The sequence below is a fragment of the Pseudomaricurvus alkylphenolicus genome (genome assembly GCF_011683955.1).
Classification (GTDB): domain Bacteria; phylum Pseudomonadota; class Gammaproteobacteria; order Pseudomonadales; family Cellvibrionaceae; genus Pseudomaricurvus; species Pseudomaricurvus alkylphenolicus.
Genome location: NZ_JAAQPI010000005.1, coordinates 57,680 through 80,005 on the forward strand (window position 1 = coordinate 57,680; position 22,326 = coordinate 80,005).

Here is a 22,326-nt window from a genome sequence, read left to right on the forward strand (position 1 = left end):
AGGTCGAGGTATCCCCAGTTAACATGGACCGTCTTCAGCGTTGTTCGGCTGCTTTTATCTTCCTCTTTTGTTGTTCCCTTCCGGTCAATAGCGCCGAAAAGGTTGTGTTGCAACTGAAGTGGTTGCATCAGTTCCAGTTCGCAGGTTTCTACGCGGCTAAAGAAAAGGGCTTCTACAGCGAGGCCGGCTTTGATGTGGAAATTCGCGAACGGGACCCGGCCTTGGCACCTATGGACGAAGTTCTGAGTGGCAAGGCCGATTTTGGTGTGTCGGACTCCAGCCTGATTCTGCATCGTATGCGTGGTAAACCGGTGGTGGTACTGGGGGCGATCTTCCAACATAGCCCGTTGGTGCTGTTGACCCGGGCGCAGGATAATTTGTTGGGCCCCTTTGAGCTCAAAGGCAAACGGATTATGTTTCAGAAAGGCATCGACGATGCCACTCTGACGGCGATGTTTCACCAGTTGGGTATTGCTGATGATGACTTTGTCCATGTTCCCCATAACTTTGATGATAACGCGCTCTTAAATGGCGAGGTGGATGCAATGTCTGCCTATCTCACCGATCAGCCCTATTTCTACCAGCAGCAGGGCATGGCGGTACACGTAATCAATCCGCTCAATTACGGCATTGATTTTTACGGCGATATGCTGTTCACCAGCGAGGAAGTGGTACGCAGCGATCCCCATCGTGCCGAGCGCTTTCTTCAGGCCAGCGTGCGCGGCTGGCAGTATGCACTGGAGCATCCGCAGGAAGTCATTGAATGGATCCAGAGCAAATACAGTGAGCGCAGGACCCGTGAACGTCTGCAATTCGAAGCGGAGCAAACCAAAAAGATGATCCTGCCGGGTCTGGTGGAGGTGGGGCATACCCATGAAGGTCGTTTTCGACGTATTGCGGACATCTATCAACAGCAGAATCTGGTTCCCCTAAACGCCAGTTATGACGGTGTTATCCTCGATGATTACCTCAATCAGGAGTACCGTCTGCCGCTTTGGTTCAAGGTGATGACCTGGGCGGCGGGAATCTTACTGTTGGCGGCGTTGATGCTGCTGGGCAGCGCCCATCGGCTCAAGACTCTGGTGCGCAATCGCACCAGAGAGCTGGATCAGGCCAATGCCCAGTTGGCCCGTCACGTGGGAATAGTCGATCAGCATGTGATTTCCACGCAATCTGATCTGGACTATAAGTTTACGGCCGTATCCAGCGCTTTCTGTCGCCTGTCAGGGTATACCGAGGAGGAACTGATCGGCACGCACAGCAGCCTGCACCATCATCCTCAGTTGGGCACAGAAACCTTGGAGGCGATGAAAAACGAGCTCAAAAAGGGGCGCTCCTGGTCCGGGATACTACAGTGTCAGGCGAAGGACAAAAGTACCTACTGGCTGGATTCTCATGTTGATCCGGTTTTGGATGAATGGGGTGAGGTCTGTGGCTTTGTGTCGGTGAGCCAGGATATTACCGACAAAAAACGCATTGAATTGCTGTCTAAGACCGATAAGCTCACCGGACTGTTTAACCGGCTGCATTTGGATGATGTTCTGGATCATGAATTCAGACGGGCAAAGCGTTACGGTGTGGAATTTTCCGTGGTGCTGTGTGATCTGGACAATTTCAAGTCGGTAAATGACTCCTATGGCCATTTGGTTGGTGACCAGGTGCTGACCAGTATCGCCCATTTACTGCGTCACAATAGCCGTGAAATCGACGCGGTGGGCCGTTGGGGAGGTGAGGAATTTCTGCTTATCTGCCCGAATACGGCTGCCGAAGGAGCAGGGCAGATGGCTGACAAACTGCGTCAGGCCATCGAGGTACTGGAATTGGGAGAAGTCGGCCACACCACCGCGAGTTTTGGGGTTGCAGGCTCGCAGGGCAAAGCATCAGTGACCGATCTGGTTCGGGCGGCGGATGAAGCCCTCTACCGCGCCAAAAAAACCGGAAAAAACAAAGTCGAGGGCGAAGAGCCATTAAAGATGGCTTAAATCCACAAAGATTCTCACGCTCGAAATTTTTTCCCTGTGTAATTCCACCACGCTGAAAGCGGGAACCGAAAGCACCGTCCCATTGCCACGGGTATAGGTAACCCGGGATTCCAGCAGCGTTGTACCGCTCGTTTCCCATTCGCTGACGAAGTCGTGCTTCATCGATTTGATGGTGCCATAGAATTGAGAGAATACCTCCCGGACCTGTTGTCGACCTTTAATTAAAGGTGAATTGGAGAACTGAAGCTCTACGTCTTCATCCAGACAGAGGCAGACACCCTCAGTGTCGAGAGCGTCTGCATGCCCATAGAATTCGGCTATGGTTCTGTGCATCCGGGCTGCCCTTTACAGGTCAATCGAAAATTCGATACCCCAGCTGCGCAGGGCACCGGGATGGGCAAATCCGTAGGGGCCATCTCGTTCGGCGTTATATTGGGTATCATTCAGGTTCTTACCCCAAGCCGACAACACCCATGAGCCGTCTTCACTTTCGATGGCCAGCCGGCCGTTAAGGAGATTGACGGGATCACGACTGGAGAGTTCCTCAGGCTCCCAATAGGTCTTGCCTATACGTTGATAATCCAGGCGGGCTACCAGATTCACGCCTTCGATAAAGGTCGGCACCGTGTATTGGGCTCCCAGGTTGCCGGTGTAAACAGGAACATAGGGGGCGTGGCTGCCATCGGTTAAGTGGGCCGCGTCGGCATTGGCAGTATATTCGTCGATCTCGCTCTTAATGTGACCGTAAGCGCCAAAGACATCCAGTCCCTCAATGGGGGTTCTGTAGTAAAAATCCATCTCCAGACCGGTCAGTGTGACTTCATCAATGTTGAGCAGCGTCTGGGCGGACAAACCACTATCGGTCAGGGCGAAGATAAAAAATTGCTTGTCCTGGACTTCCGTATTAAAGATTGAAGCATTCAGGCGCATGCTGCCGTCGAGCAATTTCGCTTTAAACCCGATTTCAATATCTTCAGTTTCCTCCTGTTCGTATTGGTCACTGAGGTTTTCGGGCAGTTGTATTTTACGGGCGTCGCTGATGCTGTCGTAGCCATCGAGCATGGCGGTGGCGATACCGGTTTGGTTAAAGCCACCCGCCCTAAATCCAACTCCCCATGAGGTATAGAACGTCCAGTCGCCGTTTGGTTGCCAACGGGCGCTGATTTTGGGCTGCAGTTTGTCGAAGACCTGGGTCGAATCTTTGCCTTCAAACTGACCTTCCGCCGCGGCAATTGGATGAATGAACTGCGCCGGTGTCAGCGTGGTAATGGTTCTCTCGTCCTCGTCATAGCGCATTGCCACGGCCAGTTCAATTTCATCGCTGACGTCGTAAGCCAGCTGCCCGAATACCGCCCAGGCTTCGATTTGTTGTTTGTCTTTGGCGAATCCCAGTGTTGGGTTTACTTTGGTAAAGTCGAACCCTCCGGGGATTGGATAAAAACCGTTGTCCACCACATAGCCGTGAGTATCGAGTCCAAAAGTGGATGCCACCGCACGGTCGTTATTCACATAGTAGGCCCCAACGATCCAGCGTAGCGACTCTTCATCGGCACCGGTCAGGCGTAATTCCTGGGAATACGCTTGGCTGGTGGACCACTGGGAGTTGGTAAACTGGCGCTCGGGTCCATAGGGGGTATCGGCCCCAGGGAAGAATACGGCAGGGGTATCGCCGGCCCAATAAACATCCACTTCGTCCCAGGCTGAGGTACTGGTCAGCGTCGCCCAGCCCAGATCCCAGTCCAGTTTAACGGAGGCACCCTGGAGGTCTTTGGTGCTGAGCCCAAGAATATTACTGTCCAGTTTGTTGTCATCTACCGTCAGATTGGCATCGCCCACGATATCACAGGGCCTGGGATCGGCTGTGGAGGGTGAACAATTGGCGGGTATACCATCGTGAAAGCGTGACGTGACTTTGAAGTTAATGGCGCCTGACTTCATTCTGCTTTTGTTGTAGCGCACGTCCATAGCAAAGGTGTCACTGGGTTGCCACATTAACTGAACCCTGCCTGACTCGTCTTTGAAGAAATCCACCTCTTCATTCAGGGTGACGTTAGTGTGATAACCATTGTGATCAAGAAAAGACCCCGCTACACGATAAAACAATTCATCTTCTATGATCGCGCCGGAATAGGCCCCCTGGACCTTGATTCTGTCGGCATTACCGGCGCCGATGGTAAATTTACCCTCGCCCTCATTAGTGGGTTGCTTGGTGGTAATCAATATGGCACCGCCTATCGCATTGCGACCATAGAGCGCACCTTGAGGGCCCTTGAGCACTTCAATCTGCTGCACGTCAAAAAGTTCCTGCGTGAGCGCATTGGGGCTAGTGGTAAGTACACCATCGTAAACCACGGCAACCGATTGTTCCGTATTGCGATTGGATGTCATTCCCCGTATGGTCAGGAAGGCCGAGCCGGCGTCTTGAATGTCTAAAAACATGACGTTAGGCGTCAGGCTCAGGAAGTCTGACGCTCGTTCAACATGAGCATCCTGCAGCATGGTTTCACTGAAGGCCTGCACGGCGGCGGGAACATCGGTTAGGGACTCCTCCCGTTTACGTGATGTGACAACTATTTCCTCCAAAACCAGATTGCTGGCATGAACCGTCGTTGTTGGCATGGTTGCCGCAGCAGCCAAAGCGCAGGCGATTGCGAGTGTTTTTTTGATAGGCATTGATTGAACCATGAATTTCTCCGCTAGTGGGTCTGTTATTATTTTTGAGTCAAAGGGCACTTATTTTTATAAAAATATATAACAACAAATAATCGATTTAATTGTTGTATATCCATCATACTATTCCTGTGAAGCAGCCGTCGGTAGGGCGATTCCTGAGACTTTGTGTTCTATATTTACAACAAGCGGTTGGGCGATGACGGATACGCAGCAAAGTGCGAGGAGCTGCCCTTCGAATCGGCAGGAATTTACTCCCGCGTAGGTTGGATTAGCTCCGCTTCGCGGAGCGTAATCCGACGGTTCCACACGTGTTGTTCGTTGGCTGCGGCCCGATTTTTAACACCCTGGGATGTTGCTGTAACAGGCGGTTTATAGGCGGCCGCCGCCAACTTAATCCTTCGGCGGATCGCCGGATTCCAACTGTAGGCGCTTTAGGCGACGAAGCGCAAAGCGCTTCTAATCCGGCCTACATTCGTGCGGTCGTTGCAGGCATTTTCGAACACCCATGGTGCCCTGAACCCAGAATATGAAAGGCCGGTTATGGCACTTTACCTCCATAGCTTAAACCAAAACAGCCCACAAACTCTCCTGAAGATCCAAAAAAGAACCCCGAAACGCCGAGGCGTCGGGGTTGCCAAACGAGAGAGATCAGAAATATGTGGCGGCAATAAACGATTCAGAGTTTACCCAGAGCGGGAATGATCAGGTCTTCTTCATCGTGAAAATGGCGTGGAAACACGGCCGCCAATTGAGAGACTTCGGCATGCAAACGCGCCAACTGTTCGTATCGATTGGAAGGTTTAAGTCTTGTCAGATCGAAGCTCTCGATCCTATCCAGCAACAGCAGCAATTCTTTGTGGTCGTTGTCGAGTAGATCAATGCCCCTTTTAATCTGGGGAAATTGACGTTTGAGTCGTGGAAAATAGAGCTGGTCTTCTATGTTGTGATGATGGTGTGTGTGGTGGAGAAGGTTCTTGAGATTTTGGTCCAGATTCAGGCAGGTCTGCTCATTAACAAAGAACAGGTTGCCGTAATCCAACAAAGATATCAGCTCTTGAGTCAATCGTTGTGATTCCTCAGAGAGTAACCGATGGTAATCAAAAAAGATCTGGCTCCTCGCTAACATTGACTGGTGTCGGCCCCACTGTTCTCGCCGCGGGGACAGCAGCGTCGAAACGATTTCCGGTGGTAGCGCTTCGCGACTGTACAGCGAAAGACTATCGCAGTTGACATTGGTTTTCATCACTGGGAACACACAATGATTTTACTGTCGGAAAGCGCTTCCATCACCAGGTTCTTACCTTTGATCAGGTCTCCATCGGTGGCCTCTGAACCGTGAATTTTGACGGTGCCATTGGTAACGTATGCCATGTACTCTCCGGTTACTTCAACCGTCTGGCCTGCGTTCATCAAAGCGATGTCGACTTTGGTTGAGCTGGCAAAGGTGTCGTCGTTGCGGCCACCGTACACGCGAGTGAGTTCACCCTGTTTTGGAGAGTAGTGCCTGTAGCCGGCGGATTCACCTTTCTTTTGCGGCATAAACCAGAGTTGGATCATGCGGTTTTCCTCGCCATCGGGGTTCACTTCATTGTGTTCAAAACCTTCACCGCCAGCTCGCTGTACCTGCACATCGTTTCCTTCGAGCCCTTTGCCATGCTCAAGTGAGCCTTCGTGGGATATTCGCCCCTCCACCATCACGGATAACACATCGACTTCCCGGTGGCCGTGCATTTTTGTTTCACCGTGGGGGAGGAACCTGGCGTCGGCAAGGTAGACAAAGTTATCCAGGCCATTCCAGGTGCCGGGGTTGGCGCGTTTCCCAAACACTCTTGAGTCCATAACCACTCGGGTTTCCCGGAGTCCGGCAAAACCACCACGTTTCAGTGTGTCCCTTTTTAAAATCTTCATGCTATCGCCACTCCGACGGCGGTGGGGCGCAATCCCCACCGCAGGTTGATTAGTTTTGATTGGCATTCTGTGCGAGATAGCTCGCGTAAACCCAACCGTAGGAAGTGATGTGGCCCCCGAGGACGCCGCCGAGTTCCATGCCTTTTTCGCTGCGCCAGTCGTCCATAATTTCTGCCAGCACGCCTGACCAGTTAGCCACCTTGACTCCGGCCTGACTCAGTCTGTGCAGGGTGATTTCCTGAATATTTTTGTTCCAGGTTCCGGAGGCGTCAATCACGGCGTATACGTCATAGCCTTCCGCGACTGCCGAAAGAGCCGGGAATGCCAGGCAAACATCAGTGACAATACCGGCCATGATGATTTTTTTGCGTCCGGTTTTCTCAATAAACCCTTTGAAGTCGGCGTTTTTCCAGGCATTGATTTCGCCTGGACGTTCTATGACGGGAGCATCGGGCAGAATCTGTTGAATCTCGGGCATTACGGGGCCGTTGGGACCCTCTGGCATACTGGAAGTTACAACCGTCGGCAGCTCCAATACCTTGGCCATGTTCAACAGACCATTAAGATTGTTCTGCAATTCTTTGGGAGAGTGGTCGCGTACGCCGCTAAGCAGTCCAGTCTGGTGATCTATCAGTGCCAGGACGGCATTGTCAGGGGTCAGTGTTTCACCAAAATGGTTGCCGGTGGGGTGGCTCATCGTTGAGTCCTCTTTCGTGTTGAGTTCTGAAAAAATCCAATAGGTCCTGAGACCTGCGCTTGAGTGATCAATATAGTCTTGCGCCCAATCGAAGATAAGTGGTAAAAATGTCTAACTCTGTTCTAATTCAGGAACAATCACATGCAGGACTTGAATGACATGGCACTGTTTGCCAAAGTGGTTGAGCATGGCGGCTTTTCCGCGGCGGCCACAGCACTGGGGTTGCAGAAGTCTTTCGTTAGCCGTCGCATAGGCAAGCTGGAAGAGAGTTTGGGGCTACGGCTGGTGGAACGCACAACCCGCCACTTTCGACTCACCGAGATTGGCGAACTCTATACACCGCACTGCAACCGGTTACTGGAGGAGGCCGCGAGTGCTGAAATAACGGTCGCGCAGATGCAGGACCACCCGCAAGGGGTACTGAAGGTCAGTGCCTCGGTTGCGGTGGGGCAAATGTTGATATCGCCGTTGCTGCCGACATTCCTGCAGGAAAACCCGGATGTTGATATCGATCTCGAACTCACCAATCGTCGGGTGGAGATCATCGACGAAGCCTGTGACCTGGTTATTCGAGTGGGTAAACTTCAGGATTCCACATTGGTCGCCAGAAAAATATGGCATGCAGAATTACACTTGTATGCCAGCCCGGGCTATGTCAAGGCAAAGGGAGCACCAAGCAATCCTGAAGAACTGGTTCATTATGATTGCATCCAAATGGGGGATCTCGTTAACCCCGGCCGGTGGGAATTCAATTCAGGCGGTGATTTGAGTATCGTCAAAATCAAACCCAGGGTAATGCTTAATGATTTTGTGGCTATCAAACGCATTGCTATGAATGGGTTTGGAATTGCCATCCTTCCAAACTATATCGGTGCAGTGGAGGAACGTGCGGGGACCTTGGTGAGAGTGTTGCCCGAGTGGCATCTGCCCTCACCGGATATCTATGCGCTTTATACCAATCGAACCGGATTGACAAAAAAGGTTAAGGCGTTTCTCGATTATCTTATCCAAACCTGTAACCTGTAACTGGATAGCACTTGCTAGGCTGAGGCGCTGGGGCGACTACGCATTTTGGTGAGCCATTCAGAAAGTGAGCTACACTCGGAGGGTTGTTCAATGCCGTTGGAAAGTGCCAGGTCGATGGCCACGAAGGCGGTAATGTCCGCAACCGAGAATTCCGTTCCCGCCAAGAATTTCTCCTCTGATAAGCGATGGTTTATGTCAAGCATAAAGGTCCTCATTCTCTGTTGGCCTCGTTCTGCCAACGCCGGAATCTGATCAAAACTGTGTGCGCCCAATAGGGCGCGCCCTTCAAACACAGGCATGCTGTTTCGGGCGACTTCCGCAATGGCCTGCATCCCATTGATAAAAGCGATGTGGTTCCACATCTCTACTTGTGCCTGCTCCTGTGCGGTAGTGCCGAAGAGAGGAGGTGTCGGATAAAGCGTCTCAAGGTAGCGGCAAATGGCATTAACTTGGGTGATGCATTGCCCGTTATCCAGCTCCAATAACGGAATATCCCACAGGGGGCTTTTGTTTTTAAATTCGGGGGAAAACTGTCCACCAGAGAAGATGTCAATATCGATGGTATCCAGAGTCAGTTCCTTCTCTGCCAGGAACATTCGTACTCTGCGTGGATTGGACTGAATGTCGCTGTTGTACAGTTTCATTGTGCAATGACTCCTTCGGTATCGTCAAATCACCCATACTAGCGCGAAGTACTGTTCTATTTTTGGGACTGTGTTTTGTTGCAGATGGGTCCGCAATGAGAAGGAATCGCTCGTTATACTGCTCGTCCCTTTCATAATTAGCGACAGAAAGATGGCCAAGAAAGAAGTGTTCGATGTCTGTGTTGTCGGAACGGGCGCAGGTGGTGGCGTCATGATCGATGAATTGACCTCCGCCGGATTCAAAGTGGTGGCGCTAGAGCGCGGAAAAATGTGGAACAACGCCGAATTTATGGAGCATGACGAACTGTCCAGCATGGTGCGCAAACATCAGGTGTGGGCACCGGATCTTCTGGAAACGTTACGGGAAACCGATGGGGAAAAGGCGATACCCGGTCAATACAGCATGCTGGCGCACGGTGTTGGTGGCAGCTCGGTACATTGGCACGGTGCGGCTTGGCGTTTTCGTCCGGACGAAATGAAAGTCCTGTCCACAGAGGGCTCGTTAAAAGGGGCTAATCTGGCCGATTGGCCTATCAGCTATGAAGAGCTTGAGCCTTTTTACGACAAGGCTGAGCAGGCCTACGGGGTGGCTGGAAACTCGGGTAGTAACCCGTGGGGGGCTCCCAGGAGTGTCGATTATCCGAATCCCCCGCATCCTTATCGCAGTGGCTCACTGGCGATCATAGACGCTGCCAAGAAGTTGGGGTTGGACCCGTTTTCGACGCCAACTGCCATTAATTCCCGTCACTTTGGCGGGCGTCCCGCCTGCATGAATGGTGGTATGTGTGGTTATTTCGGCTGCCCAATCAATGCCAAAGCGTCGTCTTTTTCCGTGTCCATTCCCAGGGCGCAGGCAACCGGCAACCTGGATCTGCGAACCCACTGTTATGCCTATGAGATCGGTGTGGACAGTCGGGGGCGGGCGCGGAGTGTGGTTTACTTTGACCAAAATGGCGATAGCCAGGAGGTGCACGCACGGCAGATTATCGTGGCCTGTCATGCCATTGGCTCGGCTCATCTTCTGCAACTGTCCCAATCCGGCAAGTACCCCGGTGGTATTGCCAACAGCAACGGTCAGGTGGGGCGTAACATCATGTTTCATATGGATTCGCTGGTGCAGTTTGAAATGGACTCCCCCCAACGCGGGACACTCGGCCCGGCGGGTATGATCTCCATCGACAATTTTCACCCCAGTGATTCCAGCCGCGGCTTTATTCGAGGAGCGTCGATTCTGGAGTTGCCAGCCAATTCGCCTATCGTCAGCGCCTTCAGTGCAACGGCCTACTATGGTTCGGATCACGGTGTTTGGGGAAAACCGCTAAAGGACTACATCGAGCGCTTTCCTTACATGAATGGACTCATTGCGTTCTGTGAAGACTTGCCGGTTTATAGTAATCGGGTTGATCTGGATCCGGACGTCAAAGATCGGTTCGGTATTCCGGCTCCCAGAATTACTCATAAGAATCATGAAAATGACATCAAACAGAGAGATTACTTTGATGACAAACTGATGATGATCGCCGAGGCCGCCGGCGCCAAACACGCCTGGAAACTGGATTTGAGTCAGCACAAAAGCGGATCTGCTCATATTATGGGTACCTGCCGGATGGGGGATGACCCGGATACATCGGTATTAAACCGTTGGTGTCAGACACACGAAGTGGACAATCTCTGGGTGGTGGACTCCAGCTTTTTTCCCACCTCGGGTGGCTATAATCCGACGTTGACGATTGTCGCTAACGCCTATCGGATTGCGGATCATTTTATTCGTCAGGCCAAGAACAACAATCTTTCTTAAAGGGGATATTGATGGAACTTTCTCGCAGAAAGCTGTTAGCCGGGGTTGGTGCCGGTGTTATTGGAGGCTCACCGGTGATCTTGGCTTCAGATGCCATGTTTTCCGGTGACGACAAAGATACGCCTAAAGTCCTCAGCTATTCGCAATGGCAAACGGTTCAAGCGATCACCGCTCGGCTGATCCCTTCCGACGAAAAGCCCGGGGCGCTGGAAGCCCATTGTGTGAACTTTATTGACAAAGCCTTGGCTGCAGAGGAAAAGCCATTGGCGGGAATGTACCGACAGTCGCTGGAGGAAATTGATCGAATCGTTGCCCTTCGTTACCGGGTTTCCTTATGGAAATTGCCTGATCAGCAGCAAGACGAGTTTCTGCTTGAGCTGCAAACCGGAAAATTGGTGGAGTGGCAATTGGACAATGTCAGCCAGAACGCCTTCTTTGAAACGCTGTTAGCGCATACCGTTATGGGCTTTCTGAGTGATCCCAAATACGGTGGCAATCGTGATCACGTGGGCTGGAAGCTGGCGGGCTTCCCGGGTCATGTGCACATGCTGGGAGGGGCCTCCCATGAACATATGCAGGGTCGCAAGCCATTTCGAACGCAGTGGGGTCAGAAGTTGTAATATACACAGCTCCTGTCTGTCGTTTCATGGAAACCCGCCTATTCAATCCGTTTGCTTACTTTAATTCAGGTGCCTGAAAGGGATGTATCCAGCACGGATCGCTGCCAGCGGGTCTTTGAAAACAGGTAGTCCCGAGAGTTTCGCGCCAGGTCGGTTACTCTTTCAATATCGATATCGAGCATTTTACCATCCCACTTTCTGGCTTTGCCAGCCACAAATACGGCGTCTACGTTGCTGCTATCCATGGTGCTGACAATAGAGCCATAGGCATTGTTCATGGGCATCACATTCAGTGCGTCCGTTGTCAGCATGATGATGTCCGCCTCTTTCCCGGGAGTGAGGGTTCCTATTTTGTTTTCCAGTCCATTAGCCTTCGAGCCGTTCACGGTTGCAAGCTCTATTGTTTCACGGGTGGTCAGAAGTTCGGGCAGTTTCTCTTCACCTTGCAGGGAACGCTGGTTAATTAGCATGCGCTGTAACGTAAAGATACTGCGCATCATCGCAAATGGACTTTGAGTCATGGTTCCGTCTACATCGCTGCTCAAACTCGGTCGAATTCCCAAATCCAGTGCTTTCTGGATGGGAGGCATGCCGTGTCTCATCACCATTTCAATCGGGCTGGCAATAGAGACGTGAACGCCGTGATCAGCAATGGTTTTCCAGGCCGCATCGGTGAGTTCGGTGCAATGAATGAAAGTAATGTCCGGGCCCAGCAGTCCCTTCTTACCAAGAGAAACGACAATATTCGAGAATTCCGGATTGAACCAAGGAACAACGTGCGAGACGATCGGCACTCCCGCTTCACGGGCGAAATGAATGTCACTTTCCGTCAAGTAGGTATTGAATCCCAGGGACAGAAGCCCATCATTATTGCTGAAATGCGTTTTGTTCAAACGCTCAAAGTCTTGACGACCGTGACAAAAGACCGCGCGAACCCCCGATTCGTGTAAACCCTTTATGCTCGCATCGTTGTTTTCAATGGTGGGCTCTACGGAGGATAAATCCACTACGGTAGTGATGCCGTGATTCAACGCGCTTAATCCGGATAATAATTGTCCAATATAAGCGTCCTCCGCTCGAAAAAACTGGTTGACACCTATATCTGTGTAGATATCCCGAACATAGTCAGAAAGGAGTGCATTGCTCATTTGGTTAATGAGTACGCGTTGATAGTTATGGTGGTGGGTATCAATGAAACCGGGCATGATGATGTGATTGGACGCATCAATCATTTCTACGCCGTCCGATGCGGGCAGATTCTTTCCAACAGCGGCAATCTTGGATCCCCGAATCAGAACATCCGCTTTGTCAAAGTCGCCGAGTTTGGAGTCCATGGTTAGCACGACGCCGTCTTTCAATAGTATATGACGCCCTTGAGGGAAGTGGCTGGCGGTTGCGCTCGTGTTGGTTGAGGAGCCAACCGCAGCGCCGGACAGAGATGCCCCTGCAATAGTCCCAACCATTGCACCCCTAGTCGTTGATCGGATGAAGTTTCGGCGGGACATGTCTTTACTTTCCAGGCGTTCTCCACCAGGTTGATTTGTCTGTGAATTATCACAGTTGAGTTCTTTTTTACGCATATCATTCTCTTTTTCGGTTTACAGCTGGTCATCTGTCAGCGACAAAGTCATCGGTTATTCAAAAAAGGGGTGGCCATTGGACCACCCTAAGAGGAGAAACTGCAACCAAATCCAAAGTTGCAGTTTTTAGACAACCGTAACAACTCCCTAGAAACGATAGGTCAAGTCGATACCGGATGTGCGATGGCTTCCCGGGTGAACAAAACCACCAGGGCCATCGTACTCGGCGTTGTATATTTCGTTGGTTAGATTTTTAACCCATGCTGCCAGCCTCCAGGTTCCGTCTTCGGTTTCCAGTGCCAGGCTGGCGTTGACCAGGTTGACAGGGTCGCGGCTGGAGAATTCCTCCGGAGACCAATAGGTGCGCCCCAGACGTTGGTAATCCAGGCGTGTGATGGCATTGACGCCCTCGATGTAGATTGGAGTCGTGTACTGAAAGCCAAAATTTGATGTGTATACGGGCACGTATGGAGCGTGGTTCCCCTTGGTGGGGAAATCCTCATTGGCGGTGTATTTATCGATTTCGCTTTTTATGCGACCGTAGGCACCAAAAACGTCCAAACCTTCCAGGGGCGTGCGCCAGAGGAAGTCAAGCTCAACGCCCGACATGGTGACTTCGTCAATATTAAGCAGCGTCTGCGCATTGATCGACTGGGTAGAAACAAAGATAAAAAACTGCTTGTTCTTTACTTCAGTATTGAATATGGCACCATTCAGGCGCAGACTGCCATCGAGTAAAACTGACTTGAAACCTAGCTCAATATCCTTGGTTTCCTCTTGTTTAAACACATCAGTGATATTTTCAGGAATCTGAATCTGGCGCTGGTAATCAAAGCTGGCATGGTCCGCCGCTACGGCCGAGGCAATGCCCGTTTGGTTAAAACCTCCCGCGCGAAAGCCGGTTCCCCAGGAACCGTAAACCGTCAGCTCCTCTGAGGGTTGCCAGCGCAGGTTCAGTTTTGGCTGCAATTTATCAAAGGTTTCCTCTTGTTTTTGCCCAAAAAACTGACCCGTGGCTTGAGCGGGAATGAATGCAGTCGGTGTTAACGATGTGATTTCGCGGACATCTTCGTCGTAGCGGAGGGCAAACGAGAGCTCCAGAGTGTCGCTCAAATCGTAGGCGAGCTGCCCGAAGAGCGCCCAGGCTTCGATGTCTGTTTTGTCTCGAACATAACCGCTCGAGGGGTTTACCTCGCGCCCTCCAAATGGAAAAGCGGAGGGTGCTCTAATAACGATATCATCAGTGTCTATACCATTGATAATGGATTTATCGCGCTGATTGCTGACATAGTAGGCGCCGGCGATCCAGCGCAGACTGTCTTCAGCGGGAGAGGTCAGTTTGATCTCCTGGGAAATGGCTTGGCTGCTCTCAATGGCGGCTTGGGTAAAGCCACGGCCAGGGCCGTAAGGCGTATCCAGCTGGCCGTCGGGCAGGCCATTGAACGCAGTGAGACCAAGAACAGCGCTATCTCCGTAGCTGTTGACATCGACTTCGTCCCATGCGGTAACAGCGGTTAACTCGGCCCAACCCAGATCCCAATCCAGTTTGAAGGACGCAACGGCCAGGTCTTTGACACTTTTCCCTTTAACATTGTTATCGGCTTTCAGATCTTCGACCGTGATGTTGGCATCTCCGATCAAATCACATGTACGTGGAGCGGCGCCACAGTCCGGTCCAAGTCCGGCTTCATTGCCGATATTAAAGTTTGGACGAAAGAAACTTGAAGATACGTCAAAGTTAAAGGCGCCGCCCTCGGTACGTGCTTGGTTATAACGAAGGTCCATGCTCATTGCGTCGCTGACATCCCAACGTAGCTTGATCCGACCGGAGGAATCCTTATAAGGGTCGACGTAGCCATTAAGGACTCTGTTTTTGATACGACCATCCGAGTCAGTGAAATTTCCGGCGATACGGAAAAATAGCTTGTCTTCAATAAGAGAGCCGGAATAGGCAGCCGATATTTTAGAGCGGTCACCGCTACCGCTACCAATACTGACCTTACCTTCCGCTTCATTGCTGGCTTCTTTTGAGGTTACCAAAATTGCGCCACCGATGGCATTTCGACCGTAGAGTGCACCTTGTGGGCCCTTTAGCACTTCAATTTGCTGAATATCAAATAGTTCCTGGGTCAGGGCAGTGGGGCTGGTCGTCAGGACACCGTCGTAAACAACAGCAACGGATTGTTCTGTATTTCTATTTGAGGTGATGCCCCGGATGGTTAGAAACGCTGAACCTGCATCCTGAATGTCCAGCATCATTACGTTGGGTGTCAAGTTGAGGAAATCGGATGCGCGTTCAATCGCTGCGTCTTCAATCATACTTTCCGAAAAAGCCTGCACGGTCGCTGGTACATCCTGTAAGCTCTCAGCACGTTTTCGAGACGTAACAACAATTTCTTCCAGCACAAAGTCATTTGCAGATTCCTCTGTCGCTGAAACCATTTGGTTCAACACCCCTCCAAGAAGGAATGAAGTTATCGCTATTGACAACGGGTTCTTTGATGCTCTCGTTTTTTTCACTTTCTCTCTCCTCGTAGTGTTATTGGCTCAGTAGGCTGACTTTGTGAAGCCATTCTCCTTAGCCGTCACTTGCTGTAACTGTCCGCACCCCTGAAGGTAAATCGAATAAAAATCGAATAATATTCAATAATGGTCAAAAAAAAGCCTACGCGGCGTTCTCTGATTCTCCCAAATTAACAATATCGCTGTTCGCGAGACTGGCTTCTATCCGCTTGACGACCGCAGGCGTATCCTCGTGTGACCAGCCCCATCCTTTCAAAAGCCGAACAATGTTGCAGATGTACGCCTGCTTCCATTCATGCACAAATGATTCGGTTTGTTGGTCGAAGTCAGAATAAGCCAAAGTGTCGGCTCCAATCGCCAGCGACCAAACCCCTAGGCCCATGGTTGTGGCGGAGGCCTCTGGTTCAGGCTCCTCTTGCTCATTCAGCTCAGATCGCGTCTGTTTGTAAAGTTGGAGGAAAAATTCCCACACTTCATTTAGCAAAGCCTGGTGTCGCTGGCAGAGTGCTGGCGTTGCACGCTTCCAAATTGAGGGAGACATGGCCAAATTTGAAATCTCCGCCAACGATGGATTCTTGTCTGCGTAATTTGCTCCAACAAGACAAGTTGCGATTAATTTCTCAGCGCCGGTTTCTCCAACTTTTACACCTTCTTGAAAGTCTTTATAGCGACGCTCCATACTCTGGATGCCCAAAGCGATGAGAAGATCCTCTTTACAGGGATAATGGCTATAGAGTGTGCCAGTGGAAATTCCACAACGTTTTCCGAGTTCAGATATTTTCATATCAAAGTAACCGGATTCCTCAATTAACAGCTTTGCCTGCTTGAGGATTTCCAATTCTCGTTGTTGCCGTTTCCTTTGCATCAAATCTGTCTCTGGCGCTCATACATGGCAATGAACATTAATCGAATATAGTTCATTCTCAGCTGAGGTGCAACGTTTATGAACGTTATTTCACTTTGATAGCTTAGATTTAAACGGACTATCGCTTCGGCGATGTGTTCTTGTGTAGCCAAGGGGCCATCACGCGATTGGCCCAGGGCAAGATCGGGTGAGTCAGTGAGGAGGCCAGCAGCACCACAATCACGAATATGGCGAGTGCCTGCGGAAGATCTCCGATCAGTGGATCCAGTGACAATGTCAGCAACATGATCATGGGATACACGCAGCTAATGGTCAGCAGAGCACGTTTCCAATAGGGCGGCAGCGGTACGGCCTGGGGCGAAGGCTGCACAAACCAGCCGTGATTGTCGCACTTTTCCAGCGGCGTTGATTGGTCCCAAAGCAGATCATTGATCTGTTCAAACCATGCGTCGTGGGTCTCTGAGTGAGTTGTCTTAATAACGATAAGATACCGATTCATTGCCGTTTCCTTCAGCTCAATCACGTCAATCGAGGCGCAACTGCCTGTATCGAGCAGTTGGTGAATAACTTCCCGCATACAACGTTCATAGGCTTCTTTGTTGCCCGGCCTGATTCGATGGGTCGCTAGATAGGTGGTCGTGTTTGGAGCTGTTTGGTCAATTTGGGTCATCTTGAGTCCGGATATCGTTACATTTGACGATTATTTCAAAAATCCAATGAAGTCGTGGTTTTGAAATCCACCGTTGCAATTATCGATAAACTATATAAAATCGATATTAATAAAACAAATATATATTGTGACTGGAATGGCAAAGATTACACGCCGGGATTTTCTAAAGTTTAAGGCCGCAGGTATTGCGGTCAGTGTGGTGCCTTATGGCAGTCGTGCATTTGCGGCGTTGTTTGAGGACAAGCCACTGTCGCCCATTGAGTGGAGGCAGGACAATGGTGAGGCTCGCTTTCGAATTGACGGCATCGCCAAGGTCACGGGAAGTAAAGTCTTTGCTCGGGACATTCGGGCTAAGGACATGCCTCAATGGCCTGATAACCAGTCTCACGCCATGGTGTTAAGGGTGACACGCGCGGACCGTATTTTCGAAGGAATCAACTTGAGCAGACTGGCAAATGGGTTGATGCCGGATCGCCTGGTGACCGCCGAGGATCTGACCCGCGATGGTTTGATGCAGCTGCCCCGGTTCTTCGATGACACCCTGATGGCGAGAGCAGGAGAGACCGCGGCTCACCTTGGTGCCGCGGTTGCCGTTTTGATCTTTCACGACTTTGCCCGCTTCCGCCTGGCCAAGCAGGCGCTGCAATTCAGGCAAGACGTGATTCAATACGGGGCGGAGACTGGTCCCATCGAACGGCCTCCCTGGGGCAGCTACCGTTATGTGCGGGTAGGGGGCGATAGTCCCTACGATGAAGATGTTTTTTCCAGTCTCAAGGACAGCCCAATTTTTCCGGGCTACAAGAAGCAGGAGCTCGAATGGCCGGAGGCGGATCTCCGTGGAGACGTCGGTGAGCGCGGTATGTACTACGCAGAGGAAATCGGTCGCGAGATCGAACGTCCCGGGCGGGATGTGATGGTCCTGAGCCGGGATTATTTTTCCCAATCCACCGATATGGCGGCATTGGAGCCCGACAGCGTCAACACCTGGTATAACGAGCAGGAACACAGCCTCCACATGGTCATTCCGACGCAATCGCCACAGGATGCCGCCAGGCACGTCGCGGAAATCTGTGCCCGGGGAAAAGCGCCGGTAAAACAGCTCTATATCCATCCTTGCCACACTGTGGGTTATGGCACCAAAGACCGCCAGACGCTTCCATACCTTGGATTGGCGGCGGCCTTCTATGCCGGCGGCCGACCTCTCAGGATATCTCATGACCGCTTCGAGCACTTTCAGACATCCCACAAGCGCCATAGCTTTAAGATGCATTACAACATTGCGGTCAACAAGAATAACCATCGATTCGAAGCGCTGCAGGCCGACATGCAAGTCAATGGAGGAGGGCGTCGAACCTATTCTCCGTCAGTTGCCAGAGCGGGTATTGTCCAGGCCCAATCCATCTACTATTTTCCCAAATCAGATCTCCAGGCCACGTCCATTGCCTCGCGAGCCGTCGACGCCGGTTCAGCGAGAGGCTACGGTGCGCTGCAAACCTTGTCTGCAACCGAAATGCTGGTTGATGAAGTTGCGCAAGAATTAGGTACCGATGCGATCGATCTTCGTCTCAAGAATGTGCTCAAGTCGGGAATGAAAGCCTCTCATGGCGCGGTGCCGACCTGGGCGCTTCGCGCTGAAGAAATTCTGCAAAAAGCGCGTAAACACCCACTTTGGGAAAACAGATCTGAGCGCAAGAGCCGCTACGAGCAGAAGCATCCCGGGTATCGATATGGGGTGGGTTTTGCCTGCATTCACAAAGACTTTGGTATGGGCGTCGATGCCGCCTTTGCTGGTGTGGAGCTCAGTGCCGACGGGCGTATACATCTGCGTCATACCGGGGCGGAAATCGGTACCGGTACAGCCACCAGTCAGGCAATTGTATGTTCTGAGTGGCTGGGACGGGCAGCGGACAAAGTGACCATGGCGGTGATCGACTGGGCAGACCTGCCAATGGTCAGCGGCGGCAACCCCTTTGTACCGCGTCAGGACGAGCAGGATCGAAACGCAGAGAACCCATTTTGGACTCCGCATTTGGCCTCTCCCTCCAGCGCAACCAACTCGGCCTACTTTTTCTCTCACGCCACTCGTGAAGCGGCTCGAATTATTTTTGATTTTGGACTTTGGCCAGCGGCTTTAGCCATTTGGATGCGGGGTATTGGCGGAGGGCAGGTGACGGGCTCTACATTAAAGCGTGAACACGCACAGTGGATCGACGGACACCTGACGGTAGGAGGCATGCAACCTCTGTCACTGCCAACCCTGGCAGCCAAAGCCCACAAACTTGGGTTGGTGACTGGCGCGGTTACTCATGTGTTTGATCGATGGCAGTGGGCAGAAGCTGAGTTTTCGATTGATGGTCAAACGGATCGTCGGCCCATTGATGGATTGTCTGTGCGTTATGGTGAGGGTGCGCCTGAACGCAAGAAATCACAGCAGACAACGCCCGGGGGATTTCACCCGTTGCCGCGCCTGAAAGCCTATTTTCCCCCTGCCGCCAGGGCAAAGGCTTACAAAACCTATTACAGCGGACTGGGAATGCTGGTGGAGCTGGCGGTGAATACCGGCACGGGCAAAGTCTCCGTTCTCTCCCATCACTCGATCATGGAATGTGGAAAAATGCTGGTGCCGGAATTGGTATCGGGGCAATTACAGGGCGGTATTGCCATGGGTATCGGCCATGCCTTGCACGAATACTTACCGCTCTACGAAGACGGTCCCGGCAATGGCACCTGGAACTTCAATCGCTATCATGTTCCAAGAGCCAGGGATGTTGCTGTCTGGCATCAAAGCGCTGACGTTCTGCCGCCGCTTTCCGACTCCGACCCCAATAAGGGGGTTGCCGAAGGTGTCACCATTCCGGTGATTCCCGCTATTGCCAACGCCTTGGCTCATGCTACCGGACATCGATTCCGGGAGTTGCCCGTCACGCCAGAAAAGATTCGCGAGGTGCTGTTGTGAGCAAATCCGCTGTTGCTACCCGACCCCTGACCATCATGATCAATGGCAAACTTCAAGGTCCTTTCGAGGTGCCTGAAGGACTGATGTTGATTGACTTTTTGCACGAGTATATGAACCTGACCGGCACTCACTTTGGATGTGGACAGGGAATGTGTCGTGCCTGCACAGTGATTTACGATAAAGACGACGGTACTTCAGAAGAACGGAGGGCCTGTATTACCGGCGTGCATTACTTTAATGGCAAACGTATTCGAACCATTGAAGGTCATGCCAGCCACAATGATGCCGGCGAGGTCGTATCGCTTTCACCCGTACAACAGGCCTTTTTGGATCATTACTCTTTTCAATGTGGTTACTGTACCCCCGGTTTTGTCAATGCGGCGACGCTTTTGGTGGAAAAGCTCAGCACCAATCCGATATCCCGAGATCAACTGGAGACGGTCATTGAAGAGGCGCTGGGGGAGCATATCTGCCGCTGCACGGGTTATGTGCGCTACTACCAAGCGGTGAAGGCAACACTGCTGGACATACCCGGGTTAGTGGTCTGAGAGAAGCAAGCAACGATGAAAACAGGAAATAAAATACTGGCCATATTCAGTCTGCTGGCCGTGGGCATCGTCGGCCTGGTGCTAGCCTATGATGACGTCCGAAGCCGAGTGATGGACAGAGCAGATGCGGCGGTTAGCCAGGACGCTGACACCATTCGCAGGGGCGCCTATCTTGCGGCGGCGGCCGATTGTGTGGCCTGCCATACCAGTGACGACGGTCTGGCTTTTGCCGGAGGAACGCCCCTGCACACGCCGTTTGGTACCATCTATGGGACCAACATAACGCCCGACAAGCGCCACGGTATCGGGTTCTACGATGCCGATGAGTTCTTTCGGGCCGTAGTCCACGGCCGGGCCCGAGACGGACGTCACCTGTACCCGGCCATGCCCTATACCAGTTATCGGGATCTGACTCGGGAGGACGTCGATGCTATTTATGCCTATCTGATGGATCTGGCTCCGATTAACTTGCCCAATAAGCCCCACGAATTGAGTTGGCCGTTCAGCATGACGTGGACACTGGCATTCTGGAACTCGTTGTTTGTGCCCAATCAGTCGTTGTTTATGAAGTCGGAGGAATTTCAGGCGCCGTCCTCCCAGTGGCGCAGAGGAGAATATCTATCCACGGCACTGGGTCATTGCGGAGAGTGTCACACACCGAGGAATCTTATGGGAGCCGTGGACCCGGGAAATGCTTTAAATGGCGCGTTCCTGGAGGGATTTGAGGCGCCGGATATCAGCACGGCCGGCCTGATCGAACGGGGCTGGAGTTCTCCGGATTTGTTGCAGTTTCTCAAAACCGGAATTTCCCGCCAGGGAACCATGACCGATGAGATGTTCCCGGTTCTGAAGCACAGCACGCAGTATCTGAAGGACGTTGACGCGCAGGCGATGGTCGCCTACCTGATTGGGGATCAACCAAGGAGAATTGAACAGGAGTTGGGATTTGACCCGAGTCTTGAGAACGGTAGACAAACCTATCTTGACCTTTGCTCCGGTTGTCACGCACCGGATGGAGAGGGAATTCCCCACGTTGCCGTGGCAATGACGACCAATACCTCCCTGAGGTTTGAAAATCCAAGAAACCTGATTCTCGTGATTCTGAAGGGGATAGAAGAACAGGACTTTCCTGGCCTGGAACATATGCAGGCGATGCCCGGTTATCAATCTTCGCTCAATGATCAAGAGGTTGCTGAACTGGGCAACTACCTTCGTGTCACTTGGGGAGGAAAGTCCGCCTCCATTACCGCATCCGATATTCGTGAGCTGCGATAAATCAACGTCTTTTGAACTGCCAACACTGTTGACTGCACTTTGGCCCCGGCTCCAGTCCCAGTTACTGGTTCCGGGGCCTCTTTTTTGGGGCGTGGCAAGCCCTTTTAGATTTCAGGGTCTTCAGGAAAATTGTGGGCTAGCTGGGACCAGGCTTTAGTGGAGATGTGCCAAAAGCTGAACTTCGGCGTGGCACAAATTATCTTCGTGTGTAGCAGCGCGCTCCGAGCGCGACCGGGTTGGCACCGTCTCTTTGCACCATAACCGACCATTGGAATTAGGTGTTTTTCCCAGACATTTTCCTTGCTGGAAGGACGAAAGGGGCTAGTGATTTTGTGCCACAACGAACACCCAGCCACCCTTTAGACCGAGGTACCCGATCTTTATCGTTCTGAACGTCGCAACTTCAAACCGTTGATATGGAGAAAACCCATCGCGCTCAGAGCGCGCTCCTACAGGTGGTTGGAGAATCCTGTAGGAGCCGGCTCTGAGAGCCTGCCCCGCCTTATCGGGTACGGCGATTGCGCTCGAAGAGCGCACACATCTATTTCAGGTTATGGCACA

The 22,326-nt window shown here is 51.9% G+C and carries 17 protein-coding genes; 7 read left to right on the top strand and 10 right to left on the bottom strand.

Annotated features, from left to right (window positions below; translation table 11 throughout):
• Positions 1 to 104: 104 nt before the first annotated feature.
• Positions 105 to 1,982, top strand: a complete 1,878-nt coding sequence (locus HBA55_RS14515) for an ABC transporter substrate-binding protein (protein WP_166992662.1) — start codon at positions 105 to 107, stop codon at positions 1,980 to 1,982.
• Here HBA55_RS14515 and HBA55_RS14520 read toward each other — a convergent pair.
• The 5 genes from HBA55_RS14520 to HBA55_RS14540 all read right to left on the bottom strand — a co-directional run bounded on the left by HBA55_RS14520 (position 1,968) and on the right by HBA55_RS14540 (position 7,260).
• Positions 1,968 to 2,315, bottom strand: a complete 348-nt coding sequence (locus HBA55_RS14520; RefSeq protein ID WP_166992665.1) for a nuclear transport factor 2 family protein — start codon at positions 2,313 to 2,315, stop codon at positions 1,968 to 1,970. The two genes, HBA55_RS14515 and HBA55_RS14520, sit on opposite strands and share 15 nt — an antisense overlap.
• A 12-nt stretch (positions 2,316 to 2,327) precedes the next feature.
• On the bottom strand, positions 2,328 to 4,667 hold the full coding sequence (locus HBA55_RS14525; RefSeq protein WP_166992668.1) for a TonB-dependent receptor: 2,340 nt from the start codon (positions 4,665 to 4,667) through the stop codon (positions 2,328 to 2,330).
• A 664-nt stretch (positions 4,668 to 5,331) separates the two neighbouring features.
• Positions 5,332 to 5,898, bottom strand: coding sequence for a hemerythrin domain-containing protein (locus HBA55_RS14530; protein ID WP_166992671.1), 567 nt, complete (start codon positions 5,896 to 5,898; stop codon positions 5,332 to 5,334).
• Positions 5,898 to 6,563 (bottom strand): pirin family protein, encoded by a 666-nt coding sequence (locus tag HBA55_RS14535; protein ID WP_166992674.1) that lies wholly within the window; start codon positions 6,561 to 6,563, stop codon positions 5,898 to 5,900. The genes HBA55_RS14530 and HBA55_RS14535 overlap by 1 nt, the downstream gene beginning before the upstream one ends.
• A gap of 49 nt (positions 6,564 to 6,612) precedes the next feature.
• Positions 6,613 to 7,260: an isochorismatase family protein gene (locus HBA55_RS14540; protein WP_166992677.1), complete on the bottom strand. Its 648-nt coding sequence runs from the start codon at positions 7,258 to 7,260 to the stop codon at positions 6,613 to 6,615.
• Positions 7,261 to 7,401: 141 nt separating this feature from the next.
• On the opposite strand from HBA55_RS14540, the gene HBA55_RS14545 reads away from it, so the two are divergent.
• Positions 7,402 to 8,286, top strand: coding sequence for a LysR family transcriptional regulator (locus tag HBA55_RS14545; RefSeq protein WP_166992680.1), 885 nt, complete (start codon positions 7,402 to 7,404; stop codon positions 8,284 to 8,286).
• Positions 8,287 to 8,300: 14 nt separating this feature from the next.
• On the opposite strand, the gene HBA55_RS14550 is transcribed toward HBA55_RS14545, so the two are convergent.
• A complete protein-coding gene (locus HBA55_RS14550) occupies positions 8,301 to 8,930 on the bottom strand; it encodes a glutathione S-transferase family protein (RefSeq protein WP_166992683.1) in 630 nt (209 codons plus the stop codon).
• Positions 8,931 to 9,081: 151 nt separating this feature from the next.
• On the opposite strand from HBA55_RS14550, the gene HBA55_RS14555 reads away from it, so the two are divergent.
• Both HBA55_RS14555 and HBA55_RS14560 read left to right on the top strand, forming a co-directional pair.
• Entirely contained in the window at positions 9,082 to 10,728 is a 1,647-nt protein-coding gene (locus HBA55_RS14555; protein WP_166992686.1) for a GMC family oxidoreductase, read from the top strand.
• A gap of 11 nt (positions 10,729 to 10,739) precedes the next feature.
• The gene (locus HBA55_RS14560; RefSeq protein WP_166992689.1) at positions 10,740 to 11,348 is read left to right on the top strand and encodes a gluconate 2-dehydrogenase subunit 3 family protein; all 609 of its coding nucleotides are present in this window, start codon (positions 10,740 to 10,742) and stop codon (positions 11,346 to 11,348) included.
• 65 nt (positions 11,349 to 11,413) lie between these two features.
• Here HBA55_RS14560 and HBA55_RS14565 read toward each other — a convergent pair whose 3' ends face one another.
• The 4 genes from HBA55_RS14565 to HBA55_RS14580 all read right to left on the bottom strand — a co-directional run bounded on the left by HBA55_RS14565 (position 11,414) and on the right by HBA55_RS14580 (position 16,986).
• Positions 11,414 to 12,928 carry an amidohydrolase family protein gene (locus HBA55_RS14565; protein ID WP_166992691.1) on the bottom strand — a complete coding sequence of 505 codons (1,515 nt, stop codon included), beginning with the start codon at positions 12,926 to 12,928 and terminating at the stop codon, positions 11,414 to 11,416.
• Positions 12,929 to 13,075: 147 nt separating this feature from the next.
• Positions 13,076 to 15,370, bottom strand: coding sequence for a TonB-dependent receptor (locus HBA55_RS14570; RefSeq protein ID WP_166992694.1), 2,295 nt, complete (start codon positions 15,368 to 15,370; stop codon positions 13,076 to 13,078).
• Between the two features lie 223 nt (positions 15,371 to 15,593).
• The gene (locus HBA55_RS14575; protein ID WP_240946107.1) at positions 15,594 to 16,316 is read right to left on the bottom strand and encodes a TetR/AcrR family transcriptional regulator; all 723 of its coding nucleotides are present in this window, start codon (positions 16,314 to 16,316) and stop codon (positions 15,594 to 15,596) included.
• A gap of 118 nt (positions 16,317 to 16,434) precedes the next feature.
• Entirely contained in the window at positions 16,435 to 16,986 is a 552-nt protein-coding gene (locus tag HBA55_RS14580; protein ID WP_166992700.1) for a putative antibiotic biosynthesis monooxygenase, read from the bottom strand.
• A 136-nt stretch (positions 16,987 to 17,122) separates the two neighbouring features.
• Between HBA55_RS14580 and HBA55_RS14585 the strand changes: the two genes are divergently transcribed.
• The 3 genes from HBA55_RS14585 to HBA55_RS14595 are packed head-to-tail and all read left to right on the top strand — an operon-like array spanning position 17,123 to position 21,765.
• On the top strand, positions 17,123 to 19,942 hold the full coding sequence (locus HBA55_RS14585) for a xanthine dehydrogenase family protein molybdopterin-binding subunit (RefSeq protein WP_166992703.1): 2,820 nt from the start codon (positions 17,123 to 17,125) through the stop codon (positions 19,940 to 19,942).
• Positions 19,939 to 20,490, top strand: coding sequence for a 2Fe-2S iron-sulfur cluster-binding protein (locus HBA55_RS14590; RefSeq protein ID WP_206019807.1), 552 nt, complete (start codon positions 19,939 to 19,941; stop codon positions 20,488 to 20,490). Before HBA55_RS14585 ends, HBA55_RS14590 begins: the two co-directional genes overlap by 4 nt.
• A gap of 15 nt (positions 20,491 to 20,505) precedes the next feature.
• Positions 20,506 to 21,765: a c-type cytochrome gene (locus tag HBA55_RS14595; protein ID WP_206019808.1), complete on the top strand. Its 1,260-nt coding sequence runs from the start codon at positions 20,506 to 20,508 to the stop codon at positions 21,763 to 21,765.
• The last annotated feature ends 561 nt before the right edge of the window (positions 21,766 to 22,326 follow it).

Coding starts and splice junctions, on each gene's coding strand:
- HBA55_RS14520 (WP_166992665.1), bottom strand. CDS start 2,315: ATGCACAGAACCATAGCCGAATTCTATGGGCATGCAGACGCTCTCGAC.
- HBA55_RS14525 (WP_166992668.1), bottom strand. CDS start 4,667: ATGGTTCAATCAATGCCTATCAAAAAAACACTCGCAATCGCCTGCGCT.
- HBA55_RS14530 (WP_166992671.1), bottom strand. CDS start 5,898: ATGAAAACCAATGTCAACTGCGATAGTCTTTCGCTGTACAGTCGCGAA.
- HBA55_RS14535 (WP_166992674.1), bottom strand. CDS start 6,563: ATGAAGATTTTAAAAAGGGACACACTGAAACGTGGTGGTTTTGCCGGA.
- HBA55_RS14540 (WP_166992677.1), bottom strand. CDS start 7,260: ATGAGCCACCCCACCGGCAACCATTTTGGTGAAACACTGACCCCTGAC.
- HBA55_RS14545 (WP_166992680.1), top strand. CDS start 7,402: ATGCAGGACTTGAATGACATGGCACTGTTTGCCAAAGTGGTTGAGCAT.
- HBA55_RS14550 (WP_166992683.1), bottom strand. CDS start 8,930: ATGAAACTGTACAACAGCGACATTCAGTCCAATCCACGCAGAGTACGA.
- HBA55_RS14555 (WP_166992686.1), top strand. CDS start 9,082: ATGGCCAAGAAAGAAGTGTTCGATGTCTGTGTTGTCGGAACGGGCGCA.
- HBA55_RS14560 (WP_166992689.1), top strand. CDS start 10,740: ATGGAACTTTCTCGCAGAAAGCTGTTAGCCGGGGTTGGTGCCGGTGTT.
- HBA55_RS14565 (WP_166992691.1), bottom strand. CDS start 12,928: ATGCGTAAAAAAGAACTCAACTGTGATAATTCACAGACAAATCAACCT.
- HBA55_RS14570 (WP_166992694.1), bottom strand. CDS start 15,370: ATGGTTTCAGCGACAGAGGAATCTGCAAATGACTTTGTGCTGGAAGAA.
- HBA55_RS14575 (WP_240946107.1), bottom strand. CDS start 16,316: ATGCAAAGGAAACGGCAACAACGAGAATTGGAAATCCTCAAGCAGGCA.
- HBA55_RS14580 (WP_166992700.1), bottom strand. CDS start 16,986: ATGACCCAAATTGACCAAACAGCTCCAAACACGACCACCTATCTAGCG.
- HBA55_RS14585 (WP_166992703.1), top strand. CDS start 17,123: ATGGCAAAGATTACACGCCGGGATTTTCTAAAGTTTAAGGCCGCAGGT.
- HBA55_RS14595 (WP_206019808.1), top strand. CDS start 20,506: ATGAAAACAGGAAATAAAATACTGGCCATATTCAGTCTGCTGGCCGTG.